Annotated in this window: 5 protein-coding genes; all 5 read left to right on the top strand. The window is 42.2% G+C overall.

The features are described from left to right. The coding region (locus tag NWP25_RS00125) for a hypothetical protein (RefSeq protein ID WP_280698610.1) at positions 1-210 on the top strand (210 nt) is incomplete at its 5' end. Then, positions 207-533, top strand: a complete 327-nt coding sequence (locus tag NWP25_RS00120; RefSeq protein ID WP_280651258.1) for a hypothetical protein — start codon at positions 207-209, stop codon at positions 531-533. The genes NWP25_RS00125 and NWP25_RS00120, both read left to right, overlap by 4 nt. Next, positions 520-9,711, top strand: coding sequence for a phytase (locus tag NWP25_RS00115; RefSeq protein ID WP_280698608.1), 9,192 nt, complete (start codon positions 520-522; stop codon positions 9,709-9,711). Before NWP25_RS00120 ends, NWP25_RS00115 begins: the two co-directional genes overlap by 14 nt. A 236-nt stretch (positions 9,712-9,947) precedes the next feature. Continuing rightward, positions 9,948-11,063 (top strand): CHASE2 domain-containing protein, encoded by a 1,116-nt coding sequence (locus tag NWP25_RS00110; protein WP_280698606.1) that lies wholly within the window; start codon positions 9,948-9,950, stop codon positions 11,061-11,063. 171 nt (positions 11,064-11,234) lie between these two features. Further along, a partial coding sequence (locus NWP25_RS00105; protein ID WP_280698604.1) for a glycosyl hydrolase family 18 protein occupies positions 11,235-13,651 on the top strand: 2,417 nt, incomplete at its 3' end.

Raw genomic sequence — 13,651 nt, 5'->3', positions numbered from 1 at the left:
ACAACATTCAAACTCAGTGGTACTCAAAATTGGGGATTAGGAGACTTTAACAATTACACCATTGGTCAAGGTTGGAAGAGTTACACAATTAAGGTGGGAGATTACTTCACGGGAGATTTTAACTATCTCACCTTTGCCAATGACTATGATGTACTAAATCCTGATGCTCGCAGTGAGTTCCGTAATCTGAAAATCTATGAAAATCTATGAGAACACCAACAACGTCAGGGTTAACATCAACGCTCAAACCAACAACTACCTTGGTTCCAAATAGTACCGCTCAAGATTTATTTGGTAACTTGAATGCCGTGACTGGGGCTGGTACTTATTCTGTGAATGACCCTGGCTTTGCCCAAATAGGTACTGACGAGATTTATGTTTTTAATGGCCAGTGGGGTTCCTTAGATTACGCCTTAGCTAATGCTAGTTTGTCAAAGGAAGTTACTAGTGCGAGCAAATGGCACATCAACCCCGATGAACCTAACGTCTTTGACTACAACACCAACTTTAAGGAAGTTAATGAAAACCACTAACACTATTCGCTTTTCTCAGTTCAATGCTTCCCTCAACCGCAACGCCGACGGTAGTTTGGTAAGCGATTTATCAACTCCAGACAACACCCAAGCTAAGGCAGTTGCGGAAATTATTCAGCGCAATAACCCAGACGTATTGCTAATTAATGAATTTGACTACTTTGAATTGAATCCTACCCAAGGGGTTGAACTATTTCTACAAAATTATCTAGCTGTTAGCCAAAATGGTGCAGAGCCAGTTGACTATCCTTATTTTTACATCGCCCCCTCCAACACAGGTATTGCTTCTGGGTTTGATTTAAATAACAACAGTGCAGTTGTTACAACCCCCGGTACCCCTGGGTATGGGGATGACGCTTTGGGTTTTGGAAATTACCCCGGTCAATATGGAATGTTGCTATTGTCTAAATATGAAATTGACACAGCTAAAATTCGCACCTTTCAGAAATTTTTGTGGCAAGATATGCCCAATTCTTTGCTACCTACCATAGCAGCACCAGAAAATGAAAGCCCTTGGTATTCTCCAGAAGAACAAGCTATTCTGCGTCTTTCTTCCAAAAGTCACTGGGATGTACCAATTAAAGTAGATAATGAAGTAGTTCATGTTTTGGCCAGTCATCCCACTCCGCCTGTGTTTGATGGAGATGAAGACCGCAATGGCAAGCGTAATTATGACGAAATTCGCTTTTGGGCTGACTATGTCACACCAGGAAAAGGAAATTATATCTATGATGACCAAGGTACTTACGGGGAGTTAGCTGCTGGTTCTCGCTTCGTAATCATGGGTGATTTAAACGCTGACCCTGTTGATGGAGACAGCTTTGATGACGCAGTTTTGCAATTACTACAAAATCCCAGGATAAATACAAACCTTATTCCCAGTAGCCTCGGTGCAACTCAACAGTCAGAAATACAATCCCGTGCCAACCTCAACCATAAAAGTAATCCAGCCTTTGATACAGCGGATTTTGCTGATGGCAACCCAGGTAACCTACGGGCTGATTATGTACTTCCTTCATCGGACTTACCAATACACAATTCAGGAGTATTTTGGCCTCTCAACACTGACTCTAGCTTTCCACTGGTGAACATTTTTCCCTTTCCCAGCTCAGACCATCGCTTAGTGTGGGTAGACGTAGAAGTAGGAGCAACTCCTCCTGGCAAAACTGTTTCTAATATAGAATTTCTAGAACAAAGTATATTTCCCACGGGGTTCGTTCCTACCACCTTAGCAGAAAACAACTCTATTCCCGTGGGGGGATTGTCGGGAGTTACTTACAACCCCGCCAACAACTTTTACTATTCCATTTCCGATGACCGCTCACAGTTTGGACCGGCCCGCTTTTACACCTTCCTTCTTGACCCTGTTACATCACAAGTAACTTTTACCAACGTCACCTCCCTCCAAGACGCTAACGGTAATTTGTTTTCTATGTTCAGCCTTGACCCAGAAGGCATCGCTTTGACTAAGGATAATACTCTGTTTGTTTCTTCTGAAGGAGAGGTAAATCTCAGTGCTGGACGTGTAAGCAATCCTTTCATTAAAGAGTTTTCTTTAAGTGGGGAAGAAAAGCGATCGCTTTCCATACCAACTAAATTTTTACCAGTAATAGTTAACAACCAGCAAACCACCGGGGTGCGGAACAATTTAGGCTTTGAAAGCTTGACTATTTCTCCTGGGCAAAAAACTTTATACACAGCCACGGAAAACGCCCTCATTCAAGACGGCAACACAGCTTCGGTAAGCGAAGGAACTTTTAACCGCATACTTCAATATAACTTACTTACCGGACAACCAGAAAAGGAATACCTCTATATCACGGAACCTGTAGCTTCAAGTCCTGGATTTGAAGCTACAGGTTTTAGCACCAACGGACTAGTAGATATACTAGCCTTAGATGACCGTGGAACCTTACTTGCTTTAGAGCGTTCTTATAGTGTAGGACTTCCAGGTACAGGAAATACCATTCAGCTTTTTGAAGTTAGCTTGCAAGGAGCAACGGATATTGGTTTCTACGAGGCTCTCAATGATTTGAGCTCTGAAGAACTAGCTGCTATCCAACCTGTTCAAAAACGCTTGGTTTTAAATTTAGATGACTTAAATTTGTCAACTTTAGTTGATAACATAGAAGGATTAGCTTTAGGTCCCACACTACCAAACAATCAACAGAGTATAGTTTTGGTTAGTGACAATAACTTTAATGCTGCACAGTTTACGCAGATTTTAACCCTAAAAGCAGACTTGGTTCCCACAGTGACTTCTAGGGTAGAAACTCCGGACTTGTATGATGAAGAAAACCAAGGAAAAGCTGATGCTGACGACCCTGCTATTTACGTCAATGCTACTAACCCTGGTGATAGTTTGGTGCTGACGGCGCTAAAAAATGGTGGGTTACAAGTTTACGATTTATCTGGAAATTTATTGCAGACAGTCAATCCCGGTAATGTGCGTTACAACAACATCGACTTACATTACAACTTTACCCTGGGTAATGCAGATATAGACATTGCCATAGCAAGCGATCGCCAGAACGATACTATAGCATTCTTTAAAATCCATCCCCATGGAAACTCCCAGGGAAAGTACTTAGAAGACATCAGCGATGAAAGCATCAACCAACTATTTCAAACAGAACCCTTTGCACCACCCTACTCCACATCTGAGCGCAGCGCCTACGGTATTGCATCCTACCGCAGCCCCATAACCAAAGAATATTACGTATTTGTCAATCGCCGAGAAACGGCAGACGTTGCTCAATTTAAGCTGCTAGATAAAGGTAATAACAAAATTGGCTTAGAGCGAGTAAGAGAATTCACTATACCCACCATAGCAGACCTCAACCCCCAAACAGAAGGAATGGTGGCGGACCAAGAAACAGGCTTCCTTTACATCGGTCAAGAAAATGTCGGTATTTGGAAATACCAAGCAGAACCAAATAGTGGTACAACCGGCAAACTCATTGACCGCGTTCAGGAATTAGGAGGCAAGTATCTCAGTGCTGACGTAGAAGGATTAACAATTTACTACAGCGCTGATGGTACAGGCTACTTAATAGCATCCAGTCAAGGAGATAACACCTTTGCTGTGTATAACCGCCAAGGAAACAACGACTTTATCGGACGCTTCGGCGTTGGTAAAAACGGCGCTATTGACAGTGTGCAAGAGTCAGATGGCGCTGACGTAATCAATCTCCCTCTGGGTGCAAACTTTCCCTACGGTCTATTTGTTACTCAAGACGGTAGCAACGACCCCGCCAAGTTAGTTGAAGATGACGGTGAACTAGAAAACGTCAACAGCAACTTTAAACTTGTTCCTTGGGAAAACATTGCTTTTGCTTTCCCCGTTCCACTCAATATAAACACCAACAGTTACAACCCTCGTAATATCATGACACAACCTAAACTGACCAACTACGACTTTCAAAACTTACCTTTACTCGGAACCACTACCGCAGGAACCGATATTCTTCTGGGAGGGTTTTCGGGACTATACTTCCAAGGCTTTGCAGAAAACGGCGACCTAAAATTTATTACCCATACAGACCGGGGTCCCAATGGACCTGCTGTCAATTCCAATAGACCTTTTTTACTACCCAATTTCCAACCCGAAATTATTAGTTTTGAACTGAACCGTACCAGTGGAGAAATTACCATTACACAACGTCTGGGCTTAACCCGTAAAGATGGCATTACTCCTTTAACGGGCTTACCCAACCTACAAGCTCAGGATGCTGGTTTAGGATATACTGACGAGTTTCCTGTAGATTTAAACAACAATCCTTTACCTAACGATGTTTTTGGCGCAGACTTAGAGGGTATTGTCCAAACGGCAAATGGTGACTATTGGCTAGTAGACGAATATCGACCCGCCATTTACCATTTTGATAGCGAAGGTAAATTAATGGAACGGTTTATCCCCCAGGGTACCGCTGAATCTGTTGGTCAAGAAGGTGGAACCTTTGGTACAGAAGTATTACCAGCAGTTTATGCTCAACGTCGCGACAATCGTGGATTTGAAGCCGTAGCATTAGAAGGCAATAAGCTGTATGCTTTTATTCAAAGTCCCATAGATAACCCTGATTCCACCAACGACTCCACTTCAAGAAACTCCGCAAACATAAGAATTCTAGAATTTGACGTTGTTACCAAAGCCGTCACCGGTGAATATGTGTATTTATTGAATGACATTTCAGGCAGTGGCAGCGCCAAAACAGATAAAATCGGGGATGCTGTGGCCTTGGGTAAAGGCAGGTTTGCTGTAGTAGAGCGCGATAGTCGATCTGGTGCCGATGCTAATAAATTGATTTACGAAATTGACCTAGCTAATGCTACAAATATTAACTCAGCCAACCTAGTCTTACCTGAGGGCAAAACCATTGAAGAACTTTCCCCAGCAGAGTTGACAGCAGCTAATATTTCTGTTGTGGGTAAAAGTTTAATTGCCAATGCTGCTCAACTCGGTTACACTGGCGTGGAAAAATTAGAAGGTTTAGCTTTAGTGACACCCAACACCTTAGCCTTATTAAATGATAACGACTTTGGTGTAGATGGACTCGTTCCTCAAAAATTGGGAATCCTCGAACTGCCCAACAACATAGCTTCGCCCCAGGTAACCTTAGTTGGGTTTGCTTCCTTGCCGGCAGATACTTTTGCTGAAGGTCCTAGCTCCGGCAGTGCTATCACGGGTAACACCAATGGACGGGAAGTGCCTTTTGCCTCTCCCCCTGTTCAAGGTTTTAGTGCTGTGCAGGTTGCAGATGAGAGTTCTTTCTGGTTTTTATCAGATAACGGATTTGGTAGTAAAGCCAACAGTCCTGATTATTTACTGCGAATTTATCGAGTTGCGCCTAAGTTTCGGGGAGTTGATGGGGATGGTAGTGTAGAAATCCTAGACTTTGTCCAACTTTCTGACCCTGACCAAAAAGTTCCTTTTGCTATTGTTAACGAAAATACTTCTGAGCGGTTGTTAACAGGTGCAGACTTTGACATTGAGTCTTTGGTAGTTGCCAAAGACGGTAGTTTTTGGATAGGGGAAGAGTTCGGACCTTATTTACTGCATTTTGACCCCACCGGCAAACTATTAGCTGCTCCCATTGCTACCCCCAACACTTTTAATTTAAAAACTCTCAACAATACCCAGCCCCTAGTTATTGGACATCGGGGTGCTAGTGGAGAATTGCCAGAACATACTCTAGGGGCTTACAAATTAGCCATTGAACAGGGAGCAGACTTTATTGAACCTGATTTAGTTTCTACCCAAGATGGACATTTAATAGCACGTCATGAACCTAATTTAATTGCCACTACCGATGTAGCTTTACGTCCTGAGTTTGCTGACCGCCGCACCACTAAAATTGTGGATGGTGTTTCTGAGGAAGGTTTCTTTGCTTCCGATTTCACCTTAGCAGAAATTAAGACTTTGCGGGCTGTCATGCCTCAAGGTTTCCGTACTCAGGTGTTTAATGGAGTTTATGAAATTCCTACTTTGGCAGAAATTATTGAGTTGGTACAGCAAATAGAGGCGGACACTGGTAAAAAAATAGGTATTTACCCTGAAACAAAGCATCCTACCTATCATGATCAATTGGGTTTGTCTTTGGAAGAACCTCTTTTAGCTACTCTAGCAGTTGCCAACTTCACGGACCCTAGCCGAGTATTTATTCAGTCCTTTGAAGTAGGTAACCTTAAAGAACTTAGTGAGCAAACTGATATTCCCTTGATTCAGTTGCTAGATGCTATTGATGTCAACCTTGATGGTTCTCTTATAGAAACTCAACCTTACGACTTTGTTCTTAGTGGTGATCTTCGCACCTATGCAGACTTGCGCTCTCCTGCTGGCTTACAGGAAATTGCCACCTATGCTGATGGTATTGGACCTTGGAAGCGTATGATTAGGTCAGTACAAGGGGTGGATTTAAATGGGGATAATCAAGCTGATGATGTTAATGGTGATGGCGTAGTTAATGATGCAGATAAGACTTTAACTGCTCCCACAAACTTAGTTCAAGATGCCCACAACGCTGGTTTGTTGGTTCATCCCTACACTTTCCGCAACGAAGCACGTTACCTTTCAGGGAACTACAATAATAACCCCACGGCAGAATACATCGATTTTATTAATCTCGGTGTTGATGGTTATTTTACGGATTTTCCAGCCACAGGAGATGACGTGCGAGACCAGTTGACTGGTACACTAGTCATGTCTCCTGACAGTCCTGAATTGTTACCTCCTTTATTTGCTACCTTGGATGGTAAGCCTCCTTTGGTGATTGGACATCGCGGTGCTAGTGGTTTACGTCCAGAACATACCTTAGTTGCTTATAAATTAGCGATCGCCGAAGGTGCAAACTTTATAGAACCAGACTTAGTTCCCACCAAGGATGGACAGTTAATAGCACGTCATGAAAATGCCTTAGCTATTCTTAATTCTGATGGAACAGTGAACAGGACTGACACTAGCACCGATGTGGCCTCACGTCCAGAGTTTGCCGACCGCTTAACTACTAAAATCATAGATGGTCGTGTTGTAAGAGGATGGTTTAGCGAAGATTTCACCTTAGAAGAAATCAAAACCCTCAACTCCATTGAACGCTTGCCAGACTTGCGGAGTACCAGATTTGATCAAGATGAACTAAAAGTACCCACCTTAGGAGAAATTATTCAACTAGTAAAAGATGTAGAAAAAGAAACAGGAAGAAAAATAGGCATTTACCCAGAAACAAAACATCCCACATTCTTTGCCACAGAAGGTAAGTTTTTAGATGGTAATTCCCCCATCAACATGAACCTGGGTCAAATGGTAATTGATACTTTAGTTAGAGAAGAATTCACAGACCCGGCCCGAACATTTATTCAGTCCTTTGAAGTGAGTAACCTCCAGGAACTGAATAATGTGATTATGCCCAACGCAGGGGTAGATATTCCTTTAGTTCAGTTGCTAGGAGGTGCTAGTGGTAGACCTTACGACTTTGTTCTCAGTGGTGATCCTCGCACCTATGGCAACTTAACTCAACCTAGTGAATTGGCTAATATTGCTACCTACGCCGATGGCATTGGTCCTAACAAGCGCTTAATTGTACCTTCAGTGGGAGGAGTGTTGCAAGCCCCAACCACCCTAGTGGAAGACGCTCACGCCGTTGGTTTATTAGTTCATCCCTATACCTTCCGAAATGAAGATGTATTTCTTGCTCCAGAATACCAAAACGATGCCAAACGAGAATATCAACAATTTATAGAATTGGGTGTTGATGGGTTCTTTTCTGACTTTCCCGGTACAGGAAGCTTGGTGGTAAACGAATTGTTGGGAGACCCCAAAGAAGCCAATTTAGCCCGGTCTCGCGGCTTTGAAGGCATGGCTATTAGTTTAGACCAAAAGACCTTGTATCCCATGTTAGAAGGCACAGTTTTAGGAGACCCCGCCAATTCTTTGCGTGTCTATGAATTTGATTTAGAGACCAACCAATACAAAGGTTTGGCTGGTTACTACCGTATGGAGCAGCCCAACCATGCTATTGGTGACTTTACGGTAATTAACGAAAATGAGTTTCTGGTCATTGAACGAGATGGTGGACAAGGTTCTACTGCTGGGTTTAAGAAGATATTCAAAATCGATTTGTCTCAACAAGATATCAACCAATTTTTCATTAAGGAAGAAGTTGTTGATTTGTTGAACGTTCAAGACCCCAATGATTTAAATCAAGATGGCGACACAACGTTTACTTTTCCTTTTGTAACCATAGAATCGGTGTTGGTTATAGATAAGGATACCTTGCTAGTAACTAATGACAATAATTATCCTTTTTCTGTGGGTAGACCCCCAGCGATAGATAACAATGAAGTTATTTTGTTGAGGTTGCAGCAGCCTTTAAATTTACCCAGTCCCGCAGTTAGTGTAACTGCTCTTGGTAATGTTAATGAGGGTGGTACGGGGGTTTTTCGTATTTCTCGGTTAGGCAACACCAGCCAACCCTTAACGGTTAACTATACAGTCGCTGGGGATGCAACAAGTAACCTTGATTACGAGGAGCTTAGTGGTAATGCTGTCATTCCTGCCGGTCAAAGTTTTGTAGATGTGTCAGTTAACTTAATTGATGATGATTTTGTAGAAACCGAAGAAACTATTGTTTTTGACTTGACAAATAGCCCAGAGTATGTGTTGGAAACAGCTAAAGCCACCATTAGCATTGCTGACAACGATTTACCCTTGGTGAATAATGGTGATAACTTTACAATTCGCGGCAGTGGGGAGACGGTAAGGTTGCAAGTCAGCTTAACTCAAGCTCGACCAAATCAAGTCCATGAACTCGGAGTGTTTAAAGTAGATGATGCCCTAGGTAGAATTGATGGAATTGCTCCCGGAGACGATGGCTATGCTTTAGCTGCCCTAGAACGAGCACAAGGAATTTTTTCTACCGTCAATAAGTTGCCCAGGGGCGCTGGCAGAAATGAGCTTTCTCGGTTACTAGAGTTTAACTCAGGCGATCGCTTACAATTTTATGCTGTGCGCAATGGCACAACAGATGAAGTAAAAGCAGGAGTTGTACCCATTGCAGACATGGTGATCGCTGACAGTGCTGTGCAAAATGTAACAGACTTGGGTAATGATGAATTTGGGTTAGCTTGGAGGCTGTCATCGGTGAGAAATCCTAGCTATAAAGACTTTGAGGTGAAGATTCAATCCGTAGAAAAAGCCTTACCTTTAGGTACTTCTCAAGGTGATTTTATTGATTTGCGTTCAATTACAGAGTCAGTACAAGCAGAGTTTTTAGTTGCACAGGAAGGAAGGTTAAATAACTATGTTGGGTTTTATGCCATCACCGATGAGAATGGTGGCATCGATTTAGATAATGATGGCATTGCCGATGTTTTACCAGGTGAAGATGGTTACACTCAGGCAGCCATTGATTCTCGCGTTTCGGATATTGCTTTAACGGCCACAGGTAGACGCGGTGTTAGTTATACAGCTACCCTAGTTCCTGGTGTCTTGTTGGCTCCTTTTGTTGTTGTTGATGGTGGATTTGATGATATCGGTGATTCTGTTTATTTCCCCTTCTTAGGGGCTAATTCCACTGGAATAGACCATGTGAGTTTGTTGGGTGATAATGTATTTGGTTTTGAGACTTTACAAGGTCGTCAAGATTACGCAGATATGGTTGTTAGAGTGAATTTCACCGTTTAATAGTTTAGGCGAGGCATTCTAGAGAATGCCCCCTAGTTGAAGTATAAGTAGAGGCTGTCTGGAGAGGGTCTCTACTTTTTTTGTGTTTTGGGGAGGGCGTGGTGCTACTGGAGATTTAGTTCAAATACAAGGATATTTAAATCAATTTACTACCGTAGGGCAGAAATGTTGACTGTCCAAGTTGTGCGTCGGTGATACAAAACTTGAGCAATTAATGACTCTATTCTTAATAGACAATGAACTTTATCTGGGTAAAACGCAAAAATTGTAAATTTTTATTGCAGGATTCAACACTTCTGGATGCAAGGTTACTACTTGTGGAAATTACTGAAAAAGATATCCAATCTTACCAACAAGAAATTGTCAGAGGTAGGAAATCAATTCCAGATTATAAGTTAGCTGAGTTACTGCACAAATTACAACAATATCAACCGCGAGTAATTGGACTGGATCTTTATCGAGATTCTCAAGACCCTAAACAACCAAACCAGAGAAACTTGGTTGATGAACTAAAAGCAGATACAGTTGTTGTCGTGTGCAAAGGTAAAGATCATAAATTTGACCCTCAAGGTGTAAAACCTCCCGAACAAGTACCTGTAGAACGTCAAGGTTTTACCGATGGAATTGAAGATTCTGACTATATCGTTCGGCGGCAAATTCTGATGATGGCGCAAGAACCTTCATCTGCTTGTCAAACCAATTATTCATTAAGTTTTCAACTGGCGTATCGTTATTTATTTCACGAAAATATTCAAATTAATAATTTAAATAAGAATTATATCAAGTTTGGCAGTAAAGTATTGCAACCCTTAAAGCCTGGGCGTAGTGGTGGTTACCAACAAGGGGTAGATTTAGGTGGCTTTCAGGTCTTACTCAACTACCGCGATCGCAATTTCCAGAAAGTTTCTCTAGAAGATATCTTCAATGATAGAGTCAACCCTGATTTAGTCAAAGATAAGGTAATCCTGATTGGAGTCACGGCTAACACTGTCAGCGATATTTGGTCAACTCCCTACAGTGTTGTACAACAGCCTGCAAGAATACCGGGTGTGTTGATACAAGCACAAATGGTCAGCCAAATTATCAGTGCTGTTTTAGATCAACGAGTTATGCTGTGGGTTTTGCCTTACTGGGGTGATATTCTGTGGATTTTTGGATGGTCTTTCATATCTGGTTTAATTATTTGGCGTATTGATTCACGTTTAGGTCAAGGCTGCACTATCGTGACTACAGTTATAGTTTTATACGGATTTTGTACAGTCATTATTAGTACATCGGGGGCATGGGTTCCTTTTGTGCCTTCAGCCTTAGCTGTGATTTTAACTGGGTTTTGTGTTACTACACGTAAGTAAAACCCTATTTATATTGGATTTAATAGATATAATATGTTTCCGTGAGCATTACTAACTTGCTCGTGTCTGTGAAAAATTAGTCGGCCAACTGTGAATAAAACCAAAAAACCCAACTAATTAGTTAGTAGCGAACAAAAAACTTTCTAACAATCCCAGATTCAGGAGATGACCATGGCTAATTTTCTTTTTGCTCCCTATCTTGAAATTGAAAGCCAGTTTTATGAATGGAACGGCAGTAAATATCTCTTAACCGGAGCTGCTACATGGGAAGAAGCTCAAGCTCAAGCACAGAGTTTAGGTGGAAATCTTGTCACCATTAACTCTCAAGCCGAACAAGACTGGCTAGTTAATACCTTTGGTGGTAGTGAACAACTGTGGATTGGACTGACAGATAAGGATACAGAAGCCGATACAGATGGCACTAAATTTAAGTGGGTGAGCGGTGAAACCTCTACTTACAGGAACTTCTTTACCAATGAACCAAATAATGCTGGTAACGAAGATTATGTGGGGATGAATTATAATGCTGCTGGCAAATGGAATGATTACGGCAGTGGCGCTTCTTTAAAAGGCATTATTGAAATCAAAGAGTATAACACTATCGTAGGTGGATATTTCCCCGAATGGGCAACATATGGTCGTGATTTTCAAGTCGAGGACATTCCAGGGGATAAACTAACTCATGTTTTTTATGCGTTTACAAAAATCGACGAAAATGGAGAAGTAGCAATATACGATCCTTGGGCGGCGATACAACATACATTTAATGGGAAGTATACTCGGGAAGAATCAGATCAAGGTTTAGCGGGTAATTTTGCTGAACTCCAAGCTTTAAAACAAGAATATCCCCATCTGAAAACCATGATGTCTATTGGAGGTTGGTCACTTTCTGGTCCTTTCTCTGATACAGCTTTAACTGAAGCCTCACGGGAAAAATTTGCTGCTTCTGCAGTAGATTTGATGGTTCAATACGGTTTTGATGGCTTGGATATTGACTGGGAATATCCTGTTAGTGGGGGTTTAGAAGGTAATATTAATCGTCCAGAAGACAAACAAAATTACACCCTATTACTAGAAGAAATACGGGAAGAGTTGGATGAACAAGAAGCTATAGATAATCAAGATTATCAGCTGACTATTGCTTCCCCTGCTAGCTTGTCCACTACAAATAACTTTGAGTTAGGGGAAATTTCTGAACACATTGACTTCTTCACTCTCATGGCCTATGACTATCATGGTGCTTGGGAAAATACTACCAACCATAATGCTCCTTTATATGCTGTTCCAGGACAGCAGTCCATAGACTCTACCATAGACGCCTATCTTGATGCTGGGGTTCGTGCAGATCAGATAGTTCTGGGAGTTCCTGCATATGGACGCGCTTGGTCTGGTGTACCTAGTACCAATAATGGACTATTTCAGTCATCTGGTGGTGCGGCTTCGGGAACATGGGAAGCAGGTAGTTATGACTACAAAGATTTGTATAACAAACTCCAAGAACAACCCAGTGTATATACTCGTTACTGGGATGATTTGGCAAAAATCCCCTATATTTACAGTCCTACCGACCAGGGTGGGATGTTTAGTTCCTACGAAGATAGGGAGTCAATTGGTATCAAGACTGACTATATTAAAGGGAAAGGTTTAGGTGGTATATTCTTTTGGGACTTGTCTGGTGATTTACCCGGTGATAATAATGATTCTTTAGTCAGTATTGCAGCGACAAATTTAGCGACTAGTGAGCCGGAAACTCCAGAAATAGCGATCGCCCCCACTAACGCCATACAGTTAGAAGGTAACACAGGTAATACCCCCTACACCTTCACAGTTACCCGCACAGGGGATACATCCACCACCAGCACTGCTAACTGGGCGGTTACAGGTACAGGTGACAACCCTGCTAACGCAGGGGACTTTGGGGGAACCATCCCCACAGGTACGGTCACCTTTGCTAGTGGGGTAACATCTCAAGTAATTACAGTCAATGTCAGTGGTGATACAGTGGTGGAACCAGAGGAAACCTTTACCGTTAGCCTATCTAACCCCAGTAACGCCACCATTACCACCGCCACAGCTACGGGAACCATTAGGAATGATGATACACCACTGGTGCAGGGCGATCGCCAACAAATTACATCATCGGACAATTTAACTGCTGCTCCTAGGGGTAATGTATCTATTCCCCTGTTCTACAACACTTCCAACGGTGACAACACCCTGACCGGCATTAGTCTACGGTTGCACTACAATTCTAATGAATTGAGCTTCCAAAAACCAGACAACCTCTTCAATAACAATCTATTCGTTGCAGTAGAAGACCTAGCTGATAGTAGGAACCTAGACAACGACCCCCAAAGCGATCGCTATGTCCAATTTGGCTATACTGACTTTTTCGGTAACTGGCCTAACCAAACTTTACCGTTAAAGTTAGGGGATTTCAACTTTAGCACCACTGAAAACTTTGCTGGAACTCAAGTTAATTTTACTTCCGATAATTTAGCCCCTGGTTATAGCCTAGAAGCAGACCCAATTTTAATCAGTAAGCAGGAATGGAACTTTGATATTGACGGTAATGGAGAAATCAAAGC

This window comes from Umezakia ovalisporum Ak1311 (assembly GCF_029891685.1).
Taxonomy (GTDB): Bacteria; Cyanobacteriota; Cyanobacteriia; order Cyanobacteriales; family Nostocaceae; genus Umezakia; species Umezakia ovalisporum.
The sequence above is the reverse complement of the archived record's forward strand: the minus strand, read 5'-3'. Positions and strand labels throughout refer to the sequence as shown.

Bases quoted from the DNA above. Each gene is read 5' to 3' on its own strand.
- NWP25_RS00120 (WP_280651258.1), top strand. From the start codon at position 207: ATGAGAACACCAACAACGTCAGGGTTAACATCAACGCTCAAACCAACA.
- NWP25_RS00110 (WP_280698606.1), top strand. From the start codon at position 9,948: ATGAACTTTATCTGGGTAAAACGCAAAAATTGTAAATTTTTATTGCAG.
- NWP25_RS00115 (WP_280698608.1), top strand. From the start codon at position 520: ATGAAAACCACTAACACTATTCGCTTTTCTCAGTTCAATGCTTCCCTC.